Here is a 20,011-nt window from a genome sequence, read left to right on the forward strand (position 1 = left end):
GCTTTCCCGGTCCCCGCCTGCTGCCGCTATATCAGGCCTGGGCCGCCAGCGGCGCGGCCGGCGCGTCGCCGAAATTCCACATCCGCTCGAGATTGTAAAAGCTGCGGACTTCGGGGCGGAACAGGTGGACGATCACGTCGCCTGCGTCGATCAGCACCCAATCTGCGGTGGGTAGCCCTTCGATACGGACATTCTTGCCGGTTTCGCTCTTGATCTTGTCGGCGAGCTTCGTCGCCATCGACGCGACCTGGCGCGTCGAACGGCCCGAGGCGATCACCATGTGATCGGCGATGGACGACTTGCCCGCGAGCGGGATCGTCACGGTCTCGACGGCCTGGTCGTCGTCGAGAGATTTCAGCACGAGCTCGTGGAGCTTTGCTGAAGGGTCTTGGGCGGTCAAATTACCTCCTCATGGAAGCGGCCGGCGCGTCAAGCGATCGCGCAAACCTGTGTTGCTGTAGGAACGATGCCAGCTAGGGTCCTTGGCCCGGAGCCGCGTTGCGGAGCCGCGATCAGGATAAAAGTGCAGCAGCACGAGCGCTGGCGGTCTCCATGCCGTCCAATCCTTCGCCTTGGCCACGGGCCGGACGAAACGCCGTAACCAGCCCATCGACCTCGAGGCCCGGGCACCCCCATCATAGCCCGGACGCGCGACGACGGCAATGGTGACGCTGCGCGCTACGCCGCGCCAATCATGCCAACGGTCGAATTGCGCCAGATTGTCGGCGCCCATGATCCAGATGAAGCGGCGGTTCGGATAGCGGCGAACCAGCGCGCGCAGCGTATCGGCGGTGTAGCGGGTGCCGAGCCTCGCCTCGATCGCGGTGGGCCGGATCGGCGCGCGGCGCGCCATGCGCTCCGCCGAGCCAAGCCGCGCCGGCAGCGAGGCCATGTCCGAGGCTCCCGCCTTCAGCGGATTGCCCGGCGACACCAGCCACCACATCTCCGCCAGCCCCAGCGCGCGGATCGCGAACAGGCTGACATGCCTGTGGCTGTAATGCGCGGGATTGAAGCTGCCGCCGAGCAGGCCGGTTGGAATCATCGCGCCGCTCTAGAGCCTGATCGTTTGAGATGGAAGCGCGCGGCGCTTCGATCGAGAGCGTGAATCAGGCTCTCATCTATGGTTTAGACCTTGATTCACGCTTCCGGCTGAATCAGCCTGAAGCGACCAAGGTCTAGCGGGTGGCTATTGGTTCGGGAAGCCCGGCGCCGGCCACAGCCGATGTCATTCCCGGCGGCGCTCAGCAGGCGGGGGGAGAAAGGGCAACAGCGCCTCGTACACCGCGAGCTCCGGCTTGCCCGGTCGCGCCACGCCGCGTTTCAGCAGGAAGGCGTCGGCGACGATCTCGGCCTGCTGCTCGATGCCGTAATGCTCGAACCGCCGCCCCGGCCTTATCATATAGGCATATCGGCAGAAGGGGTGGCGCATCAGCGGCAGATACCAGCGCCCGCGCTGCTGGGCCTGCCAGACATGGGTCATCTCATGCACGAACAGTGCCTGCATCGCGAGATTGTCCGAGGCGTAGCAGGCGCGGAACAGCCCGCCTTCGGGATGGCACCAGATCGCGCCGTCGGGCGCCATCAGCGTGTTCCTGGGCTGAAAGGGCCACCAGCGCGCGTGGTGGATCGCGGCGCGGTCGAGGTCGATGGCGTCCCCGAACATCGAGCGGACGATCGCGCGTTCGGCCGGGGTGAGCGGGCGGCTGGTCATGCAATCCATATAGTGAGTCGCGACCTAGCGAGGGAGAGAACATCGCCTGCCGCCCTCGCTTCATTCCCAATTCACACCGGCTTGGGCATAAGCGCGGCCGCAACGACAGAATTGGAACCGCATGCGTCCGCTCTTCGCCTCCCTGATGCCCTTCGCGATCATCGCCGCGCCTGCCGCCGCCGAGACGGGTTCGCTCGCTGAGGTCTCCGCGCATCTGCGCGGCATCAGCACAATGACCGCGGACTTCGTGCAGACCGACCGCGGGGGCAAATCGCTGTCGGGCACGCTCAGCCTCAAGCAGCCGGGCCGGATCCGCTTCCAGTATCAGAAAGGCGTGCCGCTGCTGATCGTCGGCGACGGCAGCGCGCTCACCATGATCGACTATTCGGTGCGCCAGGTGTCGCGCTGGCCGGTCGGCAATTCGCCGCTGTCGGTGCTGATCGATCCGCGGAAGGATATCGGCCGCTTCGCCCGCGCGGTACCGTCGGCGGTGCCGGGCATCATGCTGATCGAAGCGCGCGATCCCAAGCATCCCGAATTCGGCACGATCACCATCGCCTTCGCGCGCGGCAGTGGCCCGGGCGGACTCAGCCTGCAGGGTTGGACGGTGCTCGACGCGCAGAATGGCCGCTCGACCGTGCGGCTGGCGAATCAGCGTTATGGCGTGCCGATTTCTGACAGGACGTTCAAATGGGACGACCCGCGGCCCAAGGGACCGCAAAAATAGCCGCGCTGTTCATAAAGGCGACAGGTTAAATGGCCTAATGCTCCTCCAGCGGTCGCGATCATCCTCGGGATTCCCCCCTGTTGCTCGAGGATATCAGTCGCGCCCCGCCTGCGTGACGAACGTCAGGTCGGCCCTCGCTCCCCGCCCCCGGAGCGGGGGCCATTCCTTTTCCGGCGACATCTCTCTTTGCACCGCGCCCAGTGCAGGCGCTCTGTGCGGCTGCAACAAATCTTCTGCCGCAGCGCACGGCCAGAGAAACGACAGCGGCATATCGAGTGGAAATTGTGGCCGAGAGCTGTTGGGGCTGGATCGGCGCGTGCGCCTTTGCTGATCGCGCAGTAACAGAGCGCCGCCCTATCGCCGCGACCTAGCGTCGACGCGGCACAGCCGAAACGCCAAACGGCGTATGTTATCAGCCGGTTAAGCGATCAGGCGAGTGATTTTGGGCTTGTATGACCAGGGACCGCCATCCTATTTGGCCGCACTGTCCCAAGATAATGCAGCCAGTGCATGTGGCGGCGTACGGTCAACATATTTCAAACAAGAGGGAGTTGTTCATGAGAGTATTGGGGCCAGCGTCAGTGGCGCTGAGCGCATTGCTCGCTTCGGCAAGCTATGCGCAATCGCCTGCGACCACAGCAGGCACGGTTGCGGCGCCGAGCGACGCCGCCGACCAGACCGGCGAGATCATCGTCACGGCGCAGCGCAGGTCGGAGAACCTGCAGGACACGCCGATTGCGGTGACGGCAGTGACGGCGGTGGCTGTCCAGAACCTCGGCCTGGCGGACATCAAGGACATTGCGGCGATTACGCCCGGTGCGAGTTTCACCACGACCAACGGCTTCTTCACGTCCCGCATCCGCGGCATCGGCACGGATTTCGTCTCGGTGGGCCTCGAGTCGCCCGTCGCGATCTATGAAGACGGCGCCTATCTGACGCGAACCCTCACAGTTAACGAGATTCTCGATAATTTCGACATCGGCAGCATTCAGGTCCTCCGCGGTCCGCAGGGCACCCTGTACGGCCGCAACGCGACGGGTGGCGTCATCATCATCAACAGCGCGGATCCGACCTCCGGGTTCAAGGCTCGGGTGCGTGGAGAGGTTGGGAACCAAGATCGTTACCAACTGAATGGCATGATCAACCTGCCGCTAGGCGAAGATCTAGCCTTTCGTGGGACTGCTAGCTACAAGCACGAAGGCGGTTTCGTCCGCAACATTATCACGGGCGGGAAGGTCGGCGGTGGGCGGACCTACAGTGCACGAGGGAAACTGCGCTGGCAGCCCGGAAATGCCGATATCGTCCTTGGCGGCCAGTATTACGACACTGCATATCGCCTGGGCCCACTGCAGTCGCTTGATCGTAACGACTCAACCTGCTTGGTCTGCGTCCTGAATCCAGGCAGCGTCAGGCCCGTCGGTCTCTTTGAGACCCAGAGCGTCGTGTCTCTCCAGCCGGTCAGAACCAAATATTATGGTGCCAACCTGCGAATGAGCTTCGATGCCGGTGACTTTCAGCTGACGAGTACGACGACATATCGTCGCCAGAAGACCGTCGACAGCTCAGGTGATGCCGACTTGACGCCGTTGCCCGGTTTCGAGTTTGCCGTGCCGAGATCCGGCGGCAGGTCATACACGCAGGACTTTCAGGTCAGCTCCAAGCTGGAGGGTGCGTTCAACTTTCTGTTCGGGTTGAGCTACCTGAACGATAAGGGCATTTTCAACACACGCTTTATCGGAGATCCGGCCTTGGGCGTCGGTGGCACCGGCCTCACGGTGGACACGTCGTTTGGCGCCGATAACACGGCGAGAACGAAATCTTACGCCGCGTTCCTCGAGGGCTATTATCAAATTACCGATCAGTTGAAGGCCACGGTTGGCGGGCGCTACACCTATGAGGAGCGTGAAGCACACGCCGTATCTTTCGGCTTCCCCTTCGATCTGCGCACATCGCAACGCGCGTTCACGCCGCGTTTCGTCCTGGCCTGGGACAATGGACCGACCAACGTTTATTACAGCTTTACCCGCGGATTCAAGGCGGGCGGATTCCCGGGTCCGATCTTCGCGCCAATTAATCCTGTGCAGCCTGAGAAGATCTTCAGTCACGAAGTCGGCGTCAAGCAATCGCTGTTCGACCATCGACTTCGATTAAACGCTGCCGCCTTTTACTTCAAGAACAAGGGTCTGCAGGTTCAGACTGTTGATCTGGGATCGGGTGGCACCAAAACGGAAAATGCCGGCGCACTCGAGAATTACGGCATCGAGGTCGAAGCGCAGGTCGTTCCGATGGGAGGGTTGAACATCGGGCTCAGCGGCTCTTGGCAGCATGCCCGTTACAGGCCTTTCAAGGGTGCTGCGTCTGTCTGTTTCGATCCTAACACGGTTCCGACGCTGTCTCGCTGCTTCCTTGATCTTACCGGCACACCGCCGCCGCTGGCCCCGGACTGGTCAGGCTCATTGAATGCGACCTACGAATTCGCCATCGCATCGTGGACCGCCTCCCTTTCGGGCCTGGCGCAGTATCGCTCCTCCGTCTACTACCAACCCGGTGCCGGCGGTGAGCTAATGGCTGACCGTGACGGAAGTCGTGTCCTCGTGAATGCGTCGGGCTATGTCAGTCCGCCCGGAGAGAACCTCCGGCTCGGCTTCTACGCCAACAATGTGTTCAACAAAAAATACAGGGCGTTCATCCAGACTGACACGACTTTTGGCGTGTACCATAACGCGGCAAGGGCGCGCACATATGGCCTGCGCGTGGAGTATGCTTTCTGACACCTGCTCGGTGTGAAATATGGCTCGCTGGCACCGCGTGTGCCGGCGCTCCAGCCTTCCGGCAGTGACGCCGCGGCGAACGCGTCTATGGACGCGTTCGCCGCGAGCAGCGCCGGCCTACGGTGGCGCGAACTGTTCAGCCGTATACCAATCTCAAGATGTTCGAGGATTACGTCAGATCTGGCGGCAGGTTGAGACTATTCCAGCGGCATAACGCACAGCTGGGCATCCGGCGGCGAGCGGGCCAGGCGAGGTGATGCCGCGGTGACAAACCCGGCCACTGGAATGTCGTGCGCCGATCCGGATTCGCGGTGTTGGCATTTTGTCGGCACGGTGCCGTTCGTGCCAACAGATCTTCGAGCGCTACAAGGAGCATAGGCATGAAAGCCCTGGCCGATCGCTCGCGGCGACCGGTCCGCTATGCGAACCCATGGGTCCGGGTCGGACATCAAAAATATGGTCGGGGAGACAGGATTCGAACCTGCGACCCCCTGGTCCCAAACCAGGTGCGCTACCAGCCTGCGCCACTCCCCGACGCGGGCGCCGCTATAGGGGGATGACGCCGTAAGTACAATGCATTGTCCGGTCCGGCCGATCGAAAACTGTCCGCCTCCCTGGATGCCGGACAGCGGCGGATGATCGACAGCCGCTTGCGCGCAAAGAGCGCGGGCTGGAAGATGGTATCAGGGACTCGATGGCGGGCCGGACGACGAGAGGGCAGCATGAAACTCTACAGCTATTTCCGCTCTTCGGCCGCGTACAGAGTGCGCATTGCGCTCAATCTGAAGGGCCTCGATGCCGAGCAGTCCGCGGTTCATCTGTTGAAGGGCGATGCCCTCGCCGCCTATCGCGCCGGGCGGAATGCGCAAGGTCTGGTCCCGGCGTTGGACACCGATGACGGGCTGCTCGTCCAGTCGCTGGCGATCATGGACTATCTGGAGGAGCGTTTTCCCCAGCCGCCGCTGCTGCCGCAAGGCCATGCGTCGCGCGCCTATGTGCGGGCAGCGGCGCTGCTGATCGCCTGCGATATCCATCCGCTCGCCAATCTCAGGGTGCTGCGTTACCTGAAGGCCGAGTTCGGGCACAGCCAGGACGAGATCGACACATGGTATCGCCACTGGGTCGAAGACGGCCTCGGCCGGCTCGAAGCCTATCTGCGCGCGGAGGGACGGAGCGGACGCTTCGTCCATGGCGACAGGCCGACCACCGCCGATTGCTGCCTGGTGCCACAGATGTTCAACGCCCGGCGGCTGAACTGCAATGTCGAGCCATTCCCGACGCTGGTCGCGATCGACGCCCACTGCACCGCCCTGGACGCGTTCCAGCGGGCGCATCCATCGGTGCAGCCCGACGCCGAAGGGTAGGTGAACCGGTTTCGTTTTCCCGAACAGTCCCTAAAGTACGCCAATGGGCGGCGCGGACTCCAATCTTCTCGAGGTGCGGGGCCTCGTCAAATCGGTGCCGGGGCCGCGCATGCTGTTCCGCGATCTCGACCTGTCCGCCCGTGCCGGGGAGGTCATCGCGATCATCGGTGAATCGGGGGTCGGCAAGTCGACCCTGCTCAACCTGCTTGCGGGGCTCGACGAGGCTGATGCCGGAGCGATCCGGATCGAGGGCGTCGAACTGGGCCTGCTCGACGAGGTGGCGCGGACGCGCATCCGGCGCGAACGGATCGGTTTCGTGTTCCAGGCCTTCCATATCCTGCCCTATTTGACGCTGCGGCAGAATGTCGCGCTGCCGCTGGCGCTGGTGTCGGCCGACGCGCGCGCCGCCACCGCCCGCGCCGATGCGATGCTTGAGGCGGTGGGGCTGGACGGGCGCGGCGACGGCTATGCCCGCGATCTGTCGGGCGGTGAATTGCAGCGGGTGGCCATCGCCCGCGCGCTGGTCCATCGGCCGGCGCTGATTCTCGCCGACGAGCCGACCGGCAATCTCGATCCCGATACCGCCGCGCGGGTGCTGGCGCTGTTCGCCGCCGCCAGCCGCGATCATGGCGCGGCGGTGGTGCTGGTCACCCATAGCGAGGCGACGGCCGGCATCGCCGATCGCGTGCTGGTCCTCGGAGCGGCCGGGCTGGCGGAGCGCGATGGGCGCTGAGCCCGGCTTGCTGTCGGGGCGGCTCGCGCTCGGCTGGCTAGTCGGCGGGGAATGGCGCTGGCGTCCGCTGCGGTTCCTGCTCACCGCACTGGCCATCGCGGTCGGGGTCGCGCTTGGCTTTGCGGTGCATCTGGTCAACGGCTCGGCGCTGGCCTCGTTCGATGGTGCAGTGCGCAGCGTCAACGGCGCTGCAGAGCTGGCGGTGCGCGCCGTCAGTCCGCTCGGCATCGACGAACTGGCCTATCCCCGGATCGCGACCGCGCCCGGGGTTGCCGATGCCAGCCCGGTGGTCGAGCTGCGCGCCCATAGCGGCGAGCAGCGCTTCACTTTGCTTGGGATCGATCTGCTTCGCGCGGCCGCGGTGACGCCCAGTCTGGTCGGCATCCGCGCCGAGGGAGCCGACGGTGGCGGCGAGGCTGTGTTCGAAGGGCAGGCGCTGTTCCTGTCGCGCGGCGCCCTGGCGCGAATGCGCGCGCAGGTTGGCGACCGGGTGATGGTCGGCGCGAATGGCCATACCGTGCCGCTGAGGATCGCCGGAACGCTGCCGGCGCTGGGCGAGGATCAGGCGATCGGCGTGATCGACATCGCCACCGCGCAATGGCGCTTCGGGCGGCTGGGGCGGATCGACCGGATCGACCTGAAGCTGGCCGATCGGTCGCAGGCGGTGGCGGCGCTGCCGAAGCTGCTGCCGCCGGGCGCTGCGGTCGAGAGCGGGCAGAGCCGCGCGATGCAGGGCGACACGCTATCGCGCGCCTATCGGGTCAATCTCGACATGCTGGCGCTGGTGGCGCTGCTGACCGGCGGCTTCCTGGTCTATTCGGCGCAGTCGCTGTCGGTCACGCGGCGGCTGCGCGCCTTCGCGCTGGTCCGCACCCTGGGCCTGCCGCGCGGCGGCATCGTTGCGGCGGTGACCATCGAAGGATTCATCATCGGCGTCATCGGGTCGGGCCTTGGGCTGCTGGCCGGCTATGGCCTGGCCGCGGGCGCGCTGCGGCTGTTCGGTGGCGATCTCGGCGCCGGCTATTTCGACGATCAGGTCGTGCGGCTGGTCTTCCAGGCCGGCCCGGCCGCCGCCTTCTTCGTCCTGGGCCTGGCGGCGGCGCTGCTCGGCAGCGTGTTACCGGCCCGCGCCGCGGCCAGAGCTGCCCCGGCGGCCGCGCTCAGGAACAGCGGCGACATGATCGATCCTCGCGCGCCGGTGCCATGGCGACCGGCGGCGCTGCTGGCGCTGGCCGGCGCACCGCTCGCGCTGCTGCCCGCGGTGGGGGGACTGCCGCTGTTCGGCTTCGCCAGCATCGCGCTGCTGCTCGCCGGCGGAATCGCGGGGGTTCCCTGGCTCGCGCGGCAGACGCTGGGATGGCTGTCGCGGCGGCCGGCCCGCCATGTGCCGCAGCTGCTCGCCACGCGGCACGTCCATGGCGCGCCGGGTGAGGTGGCGACGGCGCTGTGCGGGATCGTCGCCTCGACCGCGCTGATGATCGCAATGGCGACGATGGTCACCAGCTTTCGGGTCGCGGTCGATGGCTGGCTCGGCCATGTGCTGAGTGGGGACTTGTATATCCGCAGCGCGCCGCCCGGCTTCGCCCCGGCTGACCAGGCGCGGCTCGCGGCGACTCCCGGGGTGGCGGAAATGCGCTTCTCGCAGCAGATTCCGCTCACGATCCGGCCAGACCGGCCGCCGGTCATATTGGTCGCCCGTCCGGTCGGCCGCGAAGGCCGCGATCCCCTGCTCGACCTGATCGAGACCGGGCCGCCCGCGCCCCCCGGCACTGTACCCGTCTGGGTTTCGGAGCCCGCGTCGCGGCTCTATGGCTGGCGGCCAGGCGCGACGATTCGCTTGCCGATCGCGCCGGAGCAGCGCTTCGCGGTCATCGGGATCTGGCGCGATTATGCACGGCAGAACGGCGCGGTGATCATCGACACCGGCGACTATCAGCGGCTCACCGGCGACAGGATGCGCAACGAGGCCGCGATCGCCCTCGGCGAGGCCATGGTGCCCGCCCAGGTCGGCCGCAGCCTTGCCGCGCGGCTCCCGCCGGCGCTGGCGATGCAGACCGAGATCAGCGAGCCCGCCGCACTGCGCCGCTTTGCGCTGAAGCTGTTCGATCGCAGCTTCGCGGTGACGTATCTGCTCGAGGCGGTGGCGATCCTGGTCGGGCTCGCCGGGGTCGCCGCCACGATGTCGGCGCAGACCGTAGCGCGCACCCGCGAGTTTGGGATGCTGCGCCACCTGGGCGTGTCGAAGCGCCAGATCATCGCGATGCTGGCGACCGAGGGGGCGCTGCTCGGCCTGATCGGCGGCTTGGCCGGGGTGCTGCTCGGGCTGGTCCTATCGCAGGTCCTCATCCACGTGATCAACCCGCAGTCCTTCCATTGGACGATGTCGACGCACGTGCCGATCGGCCCCCTGGCCGGGGTCGTCGCGGCGCTGGTGCTGGCCGCGGCGGGAACGGCGATGCTGGCGGGGCGGCGGGCGACGTCGATCGATGCGGTGCTGGCGGTGAGGGAGGACTGGTGATCCGCGCGATCGGCATGCTGCTCGCGCTGCTCGCGCTGCTCGCGCCGTTCGCGACGATCGCGATGGCGGCGCCTGCCGTGGATTATCCGGTGGTGAAGCCGGGGCTGCATCTGCGCTTCCCCGCCGACCATGGCGCGCACCCGGCGTTCCGCACCGAGTGGTGGTACGTCACCGGCTGGCTGAAGGCGGAGGACGGCCGCGCATTCGGCTTCCAAGTGACCTTCTTCCGCAGCCGTCCACGCGTCGACCCCGCCAATCCGAGCCGTTTCGCCGCGCGGCAGATCCTGTTCGCGCACGCCGCTTTGTCCGATCCGAAGCTGGGCCGGCTTCTGCACGGCGAACGCGCGGCCCGCGCGGGCTTCGGCCTCGCGGCGGCGGCGACCGGTGACGCCGATATCCGCATCCGCGACTGGCGCCTGCGCCGCCTGCCCGACGGCCGCTTCGCCACCCGCGTGCAGGCCGATGGCTTCGCGCTCGACCTCGCCTTCCGCCCCACCCAACAGCCGATGGCGCAGGGCGAGAATGGCTATAGCCGCAAGGGGCCCAATCCAGGGCAGGCGAGCTATTATTATTCGATCCCGCACCTTGCCGTCGCCGGCACCGTCCTGCGGGGCAACATGCCGGTGCGCGTGACGGGCGAGGCGTGGCTCGACCGCGAATGGTCGTCCGACTATCTCGCTCCCGACGCCGCCGGTTGGGACTGGACCGGCCTGAACCTCGACGACGGCAGCGCGCTGATGGCGTTCCGGATCCGGCGCAAGGGCGGCGGCGTGCTGTGGGCCGGCGGATCGCTCCGCCGTCCCGACGGCCGAATCGTCCGCTTCGCGCCGGTCGACATCAGCTTCCGCCCGCGCCGCACCTGGAAGAGTGCCGCGACCGGTGCGGTCTATCCGGTCGAGCAGCTGCTGAGCGTGCGCTTGCCGGAGGGCGTGCGGCGCTTCCCGCTCGTGCCGCTGTTCGCGGCGCAGGAGCTGGACGGGCGGCGGACGGGATTGCCGGTGTACTGGGAGGGGGCGGTCAGGACCGGAGGCGGGCGCGGCTATCTGGAGCTGACGGGATATGCAGCGCCGCTCCGTATGTGAGCGGCAATTGGCGTGCGAGGAGCATCGATGCGCGCCGTCGTGGGGGAGTCATATTGTCAGTTGAGGCAGGTGGCCGCTACAGCGCCTGATCATCTGCGTAGCCGCTGCCATCTTTCGGAGAAGACCTTGCCGAAGCCCATACCTCCGCAACACCTTCGCCAGCGGGTTTCAGGTCTGTCCGACGCGGAGGCCTGGGGGCCGTCGGGCTGGCATTCGGCCTACGATTTTCGGCGAGGCCTATCGGGCGTTGGCGTCCATATCCAGGACAGGGCCATGAAGGTTCTCGATTGGGGCTGCGGGTGCGGTCGCGCCCTGACCCAGATCAAGTTCGACTTCGAAAAGCACGAAGTGCATGCCTGCGACATCGACGGCGAAGCCATCGAATGGCTGCAGGCAAATTACCCGGAGTTTCGCGTCTTCCAGAGCGGAGAGTTGCCGCCGCTACCCTTTGGCGCCGGCGTCTTCGATCTCATTCTCAACCACAGCGTCCTGACGCATCTCGACGAGGCTCATCAGGACGCTTGGCTTGCGGAGCTTCACCGCATCCTCGCCCCGGAGGGAGTGCTTGTCCTCACGGTCATGGGCCCCTTCGCCAAGCAGCGCTGGTTGGATCAGCTCCCGCCCGAACTGAAGCCCGAGGAATTGGCCAGGCATGTCGATGCCGTGCTCAGCGAGCACGGGATCTACTTCCACGCCGATGATGCCTGGGCGGCCGATTTTCCAAGCTACTATCAGAGCACATTCCACACGCCCTGGTATATCTTCAAGCATTGGACGCGCTGGTTCGATATCCTGAGCTATCAGCCGCGCGGCGCCTTGTCCCATCAGGACATGATTATCCTGCGCCACAAGCGCGACGCATAGGTCACCCGCACCCAACAAGGTTGCTCTTCGCGGGCGAACGCCCGGGTAATAAACGGGGACGGCCGGCTGCCGGCCGGAGCGCTGCAATGGTCGGGGCGATAGGATTCGAACCTACGACCCCTGGACCCCGAGACCAGTGCGCTACCAGACTGCGCCACGCCCCGACACATTGCAGGTGGGTGCGCCTAGCTGGGCAGCCGGTCTGCATCAAGTCAAAAAACTCGAAACGCACACCAGCGCTGCTTTTTCAGGCGGGTTGGGGGACTGCGAAGACGGGTGCCGATCGCGCGATGGCGATGGCCATGAGCGCGGCCAGGATGCCGAAGGCACCAGCGATCGTGAAGGCCAGGAAATAGCTGCCGGTCTCGGCGCGGATCAGGCCGGCGCCATAGGCCGCGGTGGCAGCGCCGAGCTGGTGGCCGGTTATCACCCAGCCGAATACTATCGGCGCGCGCGCCTCGCCGAAATAACGGTTGGCGAGCGCCAGCGTCGGCGGCACCGTCGCGACCCAGTCGAGCCCGTAGAAGATGGCGAAGATCAGCAGGCCGGTCGGCTGGAAACCCAGCGCCGGCAGCGCGATCAGCGACAGGCCGCGCAGGCCGTAATATATGAAGAGCAGCCGGCGCGGATCGTAGCGGTCGGTCAGCCAGCCCGAGGCGGTGGTGCCGATCAGGTCAAAGAAGCCCATCAGCGACAGCAGCCCGGCCGCGGCGACCGGGGCGATGCCATAGTCGCCGCAGTAGGCGATCAGATGGGTGCCGACGAGGCCGTTGGTGGTGAGCCCGCAGATCGCGAAGGTACCGAACAGCAGCCAGAACATCGGCGAACGCATCGCCTCGACGAGCGTGTGAATCGCGAGCATCGCACCGCGCGGCGCGGTCGTGGCGGGCGAGGTGCCCGGCGCCTCCCCATAACGCACCGCGCCGATTGCGGCAGGACTCTCCGGCATCAGCAGCCAGACGAGCGGGATCAGCGCCGCAGCGCCCAGCCCGACATAGAGCGCGACCGGTTGCCAGGCGCCGTTGCGGGTGAGCCACGCCATCGCCGGCAGGAATAGCAACGCGCCGGTGGCCGTGCTCGCGGTCAGCAGGCCCATCATCAGCCCGCGCCGCGCGGCGAACCAGCGGTTGACGATCGTCGCACCCAGCACCGGCGCAATCGCACCCGAGCCGATGCCCGATATCACGCCCCAGCTCAGTATATAGTGCCAGCTCTCGGTCATCCACAGGCTGGCGAGGCTGGACCCCGCCATCAGCATGAGGCCGCCGATCATCGTGCGGCGGATGCCGATCGACTGCATCAGCGCCGCCGCGAAGGGCCCGACCAGCCCATAGAGCAGGATGCCGGCCGCCGCGGCGAAGGAGATCGTCGCCCGGTCCCAGCGGAAATGCGATTCGAGCGGGAGGATCAGCACGCTCGGCGCCGCTCGCAGCGCCGCAGCGACCAACAGCGCGACGAACGTGATCGCTATGACGACGAAGGCATAGCCTTGTCCGGTGGCGCGGCGGTGGAGCATCAGTCCATAGGTACCGATCGGTACGGATTGTGCAAGCGCAAAAAGAGAGGCCCCTGCCGTGGGCGGGGCCTCTCTAACATCTTATGTCTGGTGAAGGCCCGAGCCTCAGGCCGCCTTTGCCGCCTTCGCGCGCTCGATCGCTTCCAGCACGATCTGGCGGGCATCCTCGGCGCCGCCCCAGGTGCCGATCCGCACCCACTTCTTGGCCTCAAGATCCTTGTAGTGGGTGAAGAAATGCTCGATCTGCTGCATGACGATCTCGGGCAGATCGTCCTTCTCGTCGACCTTGGAATAATAAGGGAAGGTGCCGTCGACAGGCACGGTCAGCAGCTTTTCGTCGCCGCCGGCTTCATCCTCGAGTTTGAGCACCGCGATTGGCCGCACCCGGACGACGCAGCCGGGCACGAACGGCGAGCGCGCGACGACCAGCGCGTCGAGCGGATCGCCGTCGGGCGACAGCGTGTGCGGCACGAAGCCGTAATTGCACGGATACCGCATCGGCGTGTGCAGGATGCGATCGACGAACAGCGCGCCCGACTTCTTGTCGAACTCATATTTGACGGGTTCGCCGCCCACCGGCACTTCGATGATGACGTTGAGGCTGTTCGGCGGGTCATCGCCGATCGGGATAAGGTCGATGTTCATAGCGCGCGGCTTTATGCTGCACTGCACCGGATGCCAAGCGGGAATCAGGTTAACCGCGCTGATTTCGGCGACGAAATGCAGGAGAGGTGGCAATCTTCCCTCCTCCCCCCAATTTGTTCTAAGGCCGCTGCGATGAGCAAGATCGAAACACCGCGCCCGATCCGGGGTACGCAGGACATGCTGGGCGAACAGGCGCGACGCTTCGGCCATGTCGTCGACACCTTCGACCGGGTCCGCCGCCTTTACGGTTTCGGACGGGTCGAGGTGCCGGTGATCGAGCCGACCGCGGTGTTCGCGCGCTCGCTGGGCGAAACTACCGACGTCGTCGCCAAGGAGATGTACAGCTTCGATGATCGCGGCGGAGATTCGGTGACGCTCAGGCCGGAGTTCACCGCCGGGCTCTGCCGCGCCTATCTCACCGAGGGATGGCAGCAGCATGCGCCGCTCAAGATCGTCACCCATGGCCCGCTGTTTCGTTACGAACGGCCGCAAAAGGGGCGGTATCGGCAGTTCCACCAGCTCGATGCCGAGGTGATCGGTTCGGGCGAGCCGCAGGCGGATGTCGAGCTGCTGTGCCTTGCCGACCAGCTGCTGCGCGAGCTTGGCATTTCCGACGGCGTGACTCTGACCCTGAACACGCTGGGCGACGGCGCTACGCGCGACGCGTGGCGTGCTGCGCTGGTAGCGCATTTCGACCGGCATCGCGGCGAGCTGTCCGAGGACAGCGTCGACCGCCTCGAGCGCAATCCGCTGCGGATCCTCGATTCAAAGGACCCGCGCGACCGGCCGATCGCGGACGCAGCACCGGAGATCGACGCCTATCTCTCGGCCGAGGCCGGCCACTTCTTCGAGGCGGTGACCAAGGGGCTGGAGGCTGCCGGGATCGCCTGGGTGCGCAATGCCCGGCTGGTGCGCGGACTCGATTATTACCGCCACACCGCCTTCGAGTTCGTTACCGACCGGCTCGGCGCGCAGGGCACTGTGCTTGGCGGCGGCCGCTATGACGGGCTGATCGAGGCGCTGGGCGGCCCGCCCACCCCGGCGGTGGGCTGGGCGGCCGGGATCGAGCGGCTGGCGATGCTGATCGATGCGCCCGATGCCGAAACCATGCAGGTTGCGGTGGTGCCGATGGGTGACGGCGCACAGGCGACCGCCATCGCGCTTCTCGCCGATTTGCGGCGCGCCGGCATCGCGGCCGACATGGCCTATAAGGGCAATATGAAGAAGCGGATGCAGAAGGCCGATGCATCGGGTGCGACCTGGGCGGTGATCATCGGCGACGACGAGGTGGCGCGCGGCGAAGTGGCGCTGAAGCAGCTCGACGACCAGACCCAGCGGTGGGTGCCGGTCGGAAAGCTGATCGAAACGCTGCGGGGCTGACGTCGATGGCAGGGATAACATCGGCGCGGATCGCACAGATCGAGGCGCGCCGTGACGAGCTCCAGGCGCTGATGTCGCGTGGCGACCTGCCGTCGGATCAGTTCGTCCAGCTGTCGAAGGACTATGCCGAGATCGAGCCGGTCGCGGTGGCGGCGGGCGAGGTGCGGCGGCTGCGCGCGGAGCTCGATGTGCTCAAGGGGCTCGCGGAAGACGACGACAGCGATGCCGACATGCGCGCGATGGCGGCCGAGGAGGTCGAGGAGATTCGGGCCAGGTTGCCCGAGGCGGAGCGCGATCTGGCGCTGAGGCTGCTGCCGCGCGATGCCGCCGACGAGCGATCGGCGATGCTCGAAATAAGGGCGGGGACCGGCGGCGACGAGGCCGCGCTGTTCGCGGGCGACCTGTTCCGCATGTACCAACGCTATGCCGAGGACCGCGGCTGGCGGGTCGAACTGATTTCGGCGAGCGCGGCGGATCTCGGCGGCTACAAGGAAGTGGTGGCGAGCGTCACCGGCGCCGGCGTGTTTGCCCGGTTGAAGTTCGAGAGCGGGGTCCACCGTGTCCAGCGCGTGCCGGTCACCGAATCCGGCGGGCGCATCCATACCTCCGCAGCAACGGTAGCGGTGCTGCCCGAGGCCGAAGAGGTCGACGTCCAGATCGACGACAAGGACCTGCGGATCGACGTCTATCGCTCGTCTGGTCCTGGCGGCCAGTCGGTCAACACCACCGACAGCGCGGTACGGATCACCCATCTTCCCTCCGGTCTGGTGGTGATCCAGCAGGACGAGAAGTCGCAGCACAAGAACAAGGCGAAGGCGCTCAAGGTGCTGCGCACGCGGCTCTACGAACAGGAGCGCGAACGATTGGCGAGCGCGCGGGCCGGGGCGCGCAAGTCGATGGTCGGATCGGGCGACCGGTCGGAGCGGATCCGCACCTATAATTTCCCGCAGGGGCGGGTGACGGACCATCGCATCAACCTGACGCTGCATCGCCTTCCGGAGATCCTGGAGGGGCCGGGGCTGAACGAACTTGTCGATGCGCTGATCGCCGAGGATGAGGCCGAACGCCTCGCTCAGCTGGATAGCTGAGGTCGATGGTCGAGAAGGTTCGTACCGCGCTTGCGCGTGCGGCGGCGATCCTGTCGGAGACCAGCGACAGCGCACGGCTCGATGCCGAACTGCTGATGGCATATGCGCTGGGCATCGATCGCGGTGTTATGCTGCTCGGCTGGCAAGACATTTCCGCCCCCGAGGGCTTCGACGCGCTGGTGGCGCGGCGGCGCGCGCATGAGCCGGTCGCCTATATTACCGGCCGGCGCGATTTCTGGACGATCAGCCTGGATGTGATGCCGGGCGTGCTGATCCCGCGGCCCGACAGCGAGACGCTGATCGAGGCGGCGGTCGATCATTTCGGCAGGGCCGGGCCGGCGCGGGTGCTCGATCTCGGCACCGGCTCGGGCGCGCTGCTGCTCGCCGCCCTCGCGGAGTGGCCGCGAGCGACCGGCCTTGGCATCGACCGATCGCCGGCTGCGGTCGACATCGCGCGGGGCAATGCGGCGCGGCTGGGGCTGCTCGGCCGGGCGGAGATACGGCAGGGCGACTGGGCGGACGGGCTCGACGAGCGTTTCGATCTGCTGTTGTGCAATCCGCCCTACATAGCCAGCGACGCGGCCCTGCCGCCCGACGTCATCGATTATGAGCCATCGTCGGCCCTGTTCGCCGGGCCGACCGGGCTCGATGATTATCGGCGGCTTGCGCCCGAGATCGGGCGGCTGCTGGCCCCGGGCGGCTTGGCAGCGATCGAAATCGGTGCAGATCAGGCAGATAGCCTTGTGGCGCTGCTCGCGGCCCACGGCCTGGCCGGAGCGGTGCGCCGCGATCTCGCCGGACGCGATCGTGCGATAGTCGTCAAAGCCTGATCCTTTTATCGCATGCCCGCACATTGTGCTTGGAAATCGATGCGCGACCTCCTACATCGGGGCTATTGACGGGCCTTGGATGCGTACGCGCACCGGCCCATGCTACGACCTCCAATGCCAGGGACGCCGTTTTTCGAGCGACCATGACGTAGGCGGATGCGGGCCGGCCGGGCTCGTGCCTGTGGGCGGCGTGCATCTTTTACGGTTTGGGGACGATGGTCCCCTTATGGCTCCGGGACGGTCCCGGTGTAGGGAGTGGTGAACCGATACCACCAGTGACGAGGACATCGGAAAGTTGATAAATAATCGGCAGAACGGCCGCCGTCGCGGTCGTGGCGGTGGTCAGGGTGCACCCCCGCGCAATGGTTCCAATGGTGGCGGTCAGGATCGCGGCAATCGCATCGACAATCGCGCGCGCGGCAATGCCGCCCAGCTCCATGAGAAATACAAGGCGCTGGCGCGTGATGCGCAGATGCAGGGTGATCGCGTCAACACCGAATATTATCTCCAGTTCGCGGACCATTATTTCCGCGTGCTGAGCGAGAGCCGGTCGCGCTTCGAGGAGCAGCAGCCCCGTCCTCGCCGCGACGATTATGCCGGCCAGTCCGATGAGGATTATGGCGACGAGGGCGAGCGGATCGGTAACGACGACCGCCAGGCGCCGGAACCGATCTTCGCCATGCGCGAGACCGACGCGCAGCGCGATTTCGGCGATCGCGAGATATCCGACGGCAATCGTGGCGACGGTAATCGCGCCAACCGCGACAACGGCAATCGGGGCGATGGCAATCGCAGCGAGGGTGGCCGCAGCGAAAACGGCCGAGGCGAGGGACATCGCCGCGCCAACAGCCGCGACGATGTCCGCAGCGACGGCAACCGGAACGACGCAGCGCGCGGAGACAATAATCGAGGTGACCTCAACCGGGTCGAGGACGAGCGTAGCGAGGATGCGGAACGTCGCCCGCGCCGCGGCCGTCCGCCGCGTGCGGAACAGAGCCATGCAGCGGCCGAGCAGGGCTATGCACCGACGGATAATGGCCTCGCGCCTGTCCTCGACAGCAGCCCTACGGTCCAGGAGGCCGCGCCGGCCGAGGGAGAGCCGCGTCCCGTTCGTCGCCGCGGCCGTCCGCCCAAGGTGCAGCCGCCAGAGCAGATCGAGGTCGACCGCCTGCCGCCGTCGCTCTCACTGAAGGCGCCGGTCGAAGAGGGTAGCGAAGGCAGTGATCGCCCGCGTCCGCGTACCCGCAAGCCGCGCGGGGAATCGGCGATAGTGTGATCGGGCAGGCATGATGCAGAGAAAGGGCGGCTCTCGGGCCGCCCTTTTTTTGTCCGGTTTCGGCGAAATTGGGCGTTTCGGTCACCATCAAGCTGGAGAGTGCTGCCTAGTCCCCTTCGTCGATATGGCCGACATCGTCGTCATGGCCCGTGCCGGAGCTCAGGAAGATCAGCCCCATCAGCGCGCCTGCCAGCAGCACCGTGAAGGCCACCCCGGCGCTGGTGGCGATGATCATCGTCGCGGTGAGTGGCGAACCGTCCGCCTTGAGATAGATCAGCGCGGCTACCACGCTGAGTGCCGCGGCGGCGACAACCCAGCGCATGATCCAGCGATAGCGCGCCCAGGCGCGCGCCGCATAAATTGGATCGGAAAGGCGATTTCCGCGTCGTGGTGGTCTTGTCATGGCTTCCATTTGGGAGGGAAAAGTGGGACTATCAACCGGTGGAGACCAACTCCGACGGCGATGCACCTGCTTCCCTGTCGAGAAGGCGGCTCCGCAGATGGCCCGGCGCGCCACGCGCCAGGCGCAACCGGGGGTAGGAGGCCGATATGACGATTGCGGCAATGCTTCATGGGCGACCCGACAACAGCGTTATCAGCGTGTCGCCAGACATGCCCGTCAACGGGGTGCTTTCGCTGCTCGCCGACAAGCGGATCGGCGCGGTCCCTGTGATTGAGAATGAGCAGGTGGTCGGCATATTGTCCGAGCGCGACATGATCTACGGCATCCGGCGCCATGGGGCCGATTTTCTGAACCGCCAGGTGCGCGACGTGATGACCACGCCGGTGATCACGGTGACCAGCAACATGTCGCCGCTCGAGGCGCTGGCGATGATGACCCAGCGGCGGGTTCGGCATCTGCCGGTGGTCGACGACGGCGTCGTGGTCGGGTTCGTGTCGATCGGCGATCTGGTCAAGTTCAGGATGGAGCGGATCGAGAGCGAGGCCGCGGCTCTGCGCGAATATATCCAGACGGCCTGACCCCGGCTCCCTGGCCCGGGTCCGACGCAGTCGCGCTCCTTCTCTCGTCGCGAATCTCCACGATTCCGAGTTAAATCGCCGGGTATCAATGAGTTGGCGTCGATGAAATTTCACGTCGTCGAATCGGGAGGGGGTTGATTCGGCTCGGTCGGAACCCATATCGGCGACAACGGCGGTGCTGAAATGCCCGGAAAATCAGGCCCGATTGGCGCTGTCGTTTTTTTGTAATTTTGTTGTTGACCGGGTGGGGCCTCGCCCATAGAAGCCGCTCCACCGACGGGGTTGACGCGGTTTCGACCGAGCCTCCACCGTTACTTTCCTGATCGTTAGATCGATCACCCGAAGAGATCATTCTTGGGGGAGGGAAGGTTTTCGGATCTTTCTCATTGTTGGATTGATGAAGGGACATGTGGGCGGCGGCTCCGGTTTCTGGCGGCTTCAGGGCGTTGGAGGATCGGTTAAAGCTAAGTCGTTCCATGTCTTAATATGCAAACACACTTTGTGTATTGTGCAGGAACGGCTCCT

Annotated in this window: 18 protein-coding genes and 2 tRNA genes; 12 read left to right on the top strand and 8 right to left on the bottom strand. The window is 66.0% G+C overall.

The genetic code is table 11. From position 1 onward, the window contains the following. Nucleotides 1-31: 31 nt before the first annotated feature. The 3 genes from rsfS to AAC645_RS13285 form a co-directional block, all read right to left on the bottom strand. Nucleotides 32-400, bottom strand: coding sequence for a ribosome silencing factor (gene rsfS / locus AAC645_RS13275; RefSeq protein WP_340316659.1), 369 nt, complete (start codon nt 398-400; stop codon nt 32-34). A 9-nt stretch (nt 401-409) separates the two neighbouring features. Next, on the bottom strand, nt 410-1,042 hold the full coding sequence (locus AAC645_RS13280; RefSeq protein ID WP_340316661.1) for a nicotinate-nucleotide adenylyltransferase: 633 nt from the start codon (nt 1,040-1,042) through the stop codon (nt 410-412). Nucleotides 1,043-1,225: 183 nt separating this feature from the next. Continuing rightward, nucleotides 1,226-1,711 carry a vgr related protein gene (locus AAC645_RS13285; RefSeq protein WP_340316663.1) on the bottom strand — a complete coding sequence of 162 codons (486 nt, stop codon included), beginning with the start codon at nt 1,709-1,711 and terminating at the stop codon, nt 1,226-1,228. Nucleotides 1,712-1,832: 121 nt separating this feature from the next. On the opposite strand from AAC645_RS13285, the gene AAC645_RS13290 reads away from it, so the two are divergent. Both AAC645_RS13290 and AAC645_RS13295 read left to right on the top strand, forming a co-directional pair. Next, nucleotides 1,833-2,438 (top strand): LolA family protein, encoded by a 606-nt coding sequence (locus tag AAC645_RS13290; protein WP_340316664.1) that lies wholly within the window; start codon nt 1,833-1,835, stop codon nt 2,436-2,438. 581 nt (nt 2,439-3,019) lie between these two features. After that, nucleotides 3,020-5,209: a TonB-dependent receptor gene (locus AAC645_RS13295; protein WP_340316665.1), complete on the top strand. Its 2,190-nt coding sequence runs from the start codon at nt 3,020-3,022 to the stop codon at nt 5,207-5,209. A 457-nt stretch (nt 5,210-5,666) separates the two neighbouring features. Here the strand turns inward: AAC645_RS13295 and AAC645_RS13300 are convergent. Continuing rightward, a tRNA-Pro gene (locus AAC645_RS13300) sits at nt 5,667-5,743 on the bottom strand. Nucleotides 5,744-5,931: 188 nt separating this feature from the next. Here AAC645_RS13300 and maiA point away from each other — a divergent pair. The 5 genes from maiA (at nt 5,932) to AAC645_RS13325 (ending at nt 11,770) form a co-directional block, all read left to right on the top strand. Further along, nucleotides 5,932-6,573, top strand: a complete 642-nt coding sequence (maiA, locus tag AAC645_RS13305; RefSeq protein WP_340316666.1) for a maleylacetoacetate isomerase — start codon at nt 5,932-5,934, stop codon at nt 6,571-6,573. 43 nt (nt 6,574-6,616) lie between these two features. Next, a complete protein-coding gene (locus tag AAC645_RS13310) occupies nt 6,617-7,306 on the top strand; it encodes an ABC transporter ATP-binding protein (protein WP_340316667.1) in 690 nt (229 codons plus the stop codon). Then, complete coding sequence (locus AAC645_RS13315) at nt 7,296-9,824, top strand: FtsX-like permease family protein (RefSeq protein ID WP_340316668.1); 2,529 nt, start codon at nt 7,296-7,298, stop codon at nt 9,822-9,824. Before AAC645_RS13310 ends, AAC645_RS13315 begins: the two co-directional genes overlap by 11 nt. Further along, complete coding sequence (locus AAC645_RS13320) at nt 9,821-10,906, top strand: lipocalin-like domain-containing protein (protein ID WP_340316669.1); 1,086 nt, start codon at nt 9,821-9,823, stop codon at nt 10,904-10,906. Before AAC645_RS13315 ends, AAC645_RS13320 begins: the two co-directional genes overlap by 4 nt. 273 nt (nt 10,907-11,179) lie before the next feature. After that, nucleotides 11,180-11,770, top strand: a complete 591-nt coding sequence (locus tag AAC645_RS13325) for a class I SAM-dependent methyltransferase (RefSeq protein ID WP_340316671.1) — start codon at nt 11,180-11,182, stop codon at nt 11,768-11,770. A gap of 87 nt (nt 11,771-11,857) precedes the next feature. Here AAC645_RS13325 and AAC645_RS13330 read toward each other — a convergent pair. The 3 genes from AAC645_RS13330 to ppa all read right to left on the bottom strand — a co-directional run bounded on the left by AAC645_RS13330 (nt 11,858) and on the right by ppa (nt 13,931). After that, nucleotides 11,858-11,934, bottom strand: a tRNA-Pro gene (locus AAC645_RS13330). An 83-nt stretch (nt 11,935-12,017) separates the two neighbouring features. Next, on the bottom strand, nt 12,018-13,286 hold the full coding sequence (locus AAC645_RS13335) for an MFS transporter (RefSeq protein WP_340316672.1): 1,269 nt from the start codon (nt 13,284-13,286) through the stop codon (nt 12,018-12,020). A 105-nt stretch (nt 13,287-13,391) separates the two neighbouring features. Continuing rightward, nucleotides 13,392-13,931 carry an inorganic diphosphatase gene (gene ppa, locus AAC645_RS13340; RefSeq protein WP_340316694.1) on the bottom strand — a complete coding sequence of 180 codons (540 nt, stop codon included), beginning with the start codon at nt 13,929-13,931 and terminating at the stop codon, nt 13,392-13,394. Between the two features lie 132 nt (nt 13,932-14,063). On the opposite strand from ppa, the gene hisS reads away from it, so the two are divergent. From hisS to AAC645_RS13360, 4 genes are all read left to right on the top strand, one after another. Further along, nucleotides 14,064-15,311 (top strand): histidine--tRNA ligase, encoded by a 1,248-nt coding sequence (hisS, locus tag AAC645_RS13345; protein WP_340316674.1) that lies wholly within the window; start codon nt 14,064-14,066, stop codon nt 15,309-15,311. A 5-nt stretch (nt 15,312-15,316) separates the two neighbouring features. Next, nucleotides 15,317-16,399 carry a peptide chain release factor 1 gene (prfA, locus tag AAC645_RS13350; RefSeq protein ID WP_340316676.1) on the top strand — a complete coding sequence of 361 codons (1,083 nt, stop codon included), beginning with the start codon at nt 15,317-15,319 and terminating at the stop codon, nt 16,397-16,399. Nucleotides 16,400-16,404: 5 nt separating this feature from the next. Beyond that, entirely contained in the window at nt 16,405-17,229 is an 825-nt protein-coding gene (prmC, locus tag AAC645_RS13355; protein WP_340316677.1) for a peptide chain release factor N(5)-glutamine methyltransferase, read from the top strand. 295 nt (nt 17,230-17,524) lie between these two features. Continuing rightward, nucleotides 17,525-18,505, top strand: a complete 981-nt coding sequence (locus AAC645_RS13360; protein WP_340316679.1) for a DUF4167 domain-containing protein — start codon at nt 17,525-17,527, stop codon at nt 18,503-18,505. Between the two features lie 106 nt (nt 18,506-18,611). On the opposite strand, the gene AAC645_RS13365 is transcribed toward AAC645_RS13360, so the two are convergent. After that, nucleotides 18,612-18,908, bottom strand: coding sequence for a hypothetical protein (locus AAC645_RS13365; protein ID WP_340316681.1), 297 nt, complete (start codon nt 18,906-18,908; stop codon nt 18,612-18,614). A 146-nt stretch (nt 18,909-19,054) separates the two neighbouring features. On the opposite strand from AAC645_RS13365, the gene AAC645_RS13370 reads away from it, so the two are divergent. Then, complete coding sequence (locus AAC645_RS13370; protein WP_340316683.1) at nt 19,055-19,486, top strand: CBS domain-containing protein; 432 nt, start codon at nt 19,055-19,057, stop codon at nt 19,484-19,486. The last annotated feature ends 525 nt before the right edge of the window (nt 19,487-20,011 follow it).

The sequence above is a fragment of the Rhizorhabdus argentea genome (assembly GCF_037861105.1).
GTDB classification, from domain to species: domain Bacteria; phylum Pseudomonadota; class Alphaproteobacteria; order Sphingomonadales; family Sphingomonadaceae; genus Rhizorhabdus; species Rhizorhabdus argentea.

What these genes read in the sequence shown, in the direction of transcription:
- AAC645_RS13315 (WP_340316668.1), top strand. Translation starts at nt 7,296, where the DNA reads ATGGGCGCTGAGCCCGGCTTGCTGTCGGGGCGGCTCGCGCTCGGCTGG.
- AAC645_RS13280 (WP_340316661.1), bottom strand. Translation starts at nt 1,042, where the DNA reads ATGATTCCAACCGGCCTGCTCGGCGGCAGCTTCAATCCCGCGCATTAC.
- AAC645_RS13325 (WP_340316671.1), top strand. Translation starts at nt 11,180, where the DNA reads ATGAAGGTTCTCGATTGGGGCTGCGGGTGCGGTCGCGCCCTGACCCAG.
- AAC645_RS13310 (WP_340316667.1), top strand. Translation starts at nt 6,617, where the DNA reads ATGGGCGGCGCGGACTCCAATCTTCTCGAGGTGCGGGGCCTCGTCAAA.
- hisS (WP_340316674.1), top strand. Translation starts at nt 14,064, where the DNA reads ATGAGCAAGATCGAAACACCGCGCCCGATCCGGGGTACGCAGGACATG.
- AAC645_RS13285 (WP_340316663.1), bottom strand. Translation starts at nt 1,711, where the DNA reads ATGACCAGCCGCCCGCTCACCCCGGCCGAACGCGCGATCGTCCGCTCG.
- AAC645_RS13335 (WP_340316672.1), bottom strand. Translation starts at nt 13,286, where the DNA reads ATGCTCCACCGCCGCGCCACCGGACAAGGCTATGCCTTCGTCGTCATA.
- maiA (WP_340316666.1), top strand. Translation starts at nt 5,932, where the DNA reads ATGAAACTCTACAGCTATTTCCGCTCTTCGGCCGCGTACAGAGTGCGC.
- prmC (WP_340316677.1), top strand. Translation starts at nt 16,405, where the DNA reads ATGGTCGAGAAGGTTCGTACCGCGCTTGCGCGTGCGGCGGCGATCCTG.
- AAC645_RS13370 (WP_340316683.1), top strand. Translation starts at nt 19,055, where the DNA reads ATGACGATTGCGGCAATGCTTCATGGGCGACCCGACAACAGCGTTATC.
- prfA (WP_340316676.1), top strand. Translation starts at nt 15,317, where the DNA reads ATGGCAGGGATAACATCGGCGCGGATCGCACAGATCGAGGCGCGCCGT.
- AAC645_RS13365 (WP_340316681.1), bottom strand. Translation starts at nt 18,908, where the DNA reads ATGACAAGACCACCACGACGCGGAAATCGCCTTTCCGATCCAATTTAT.
- ppa (WP_340316694.1), bottom strand. Translation starts at nt 13,931, where the DNA reads ATGAACATCGACCTTATCCCGATCGGCGATGACCCGCCGAACAGCCTC.
- AAC645_RS13290 (WP_340316664.1), top strand. Translation starts at nt 1,833, where the DNA reads ATGCGTCCGCTCTTCGCCTCCCTGATGCCCTTCGCGATCATCGCCGCG.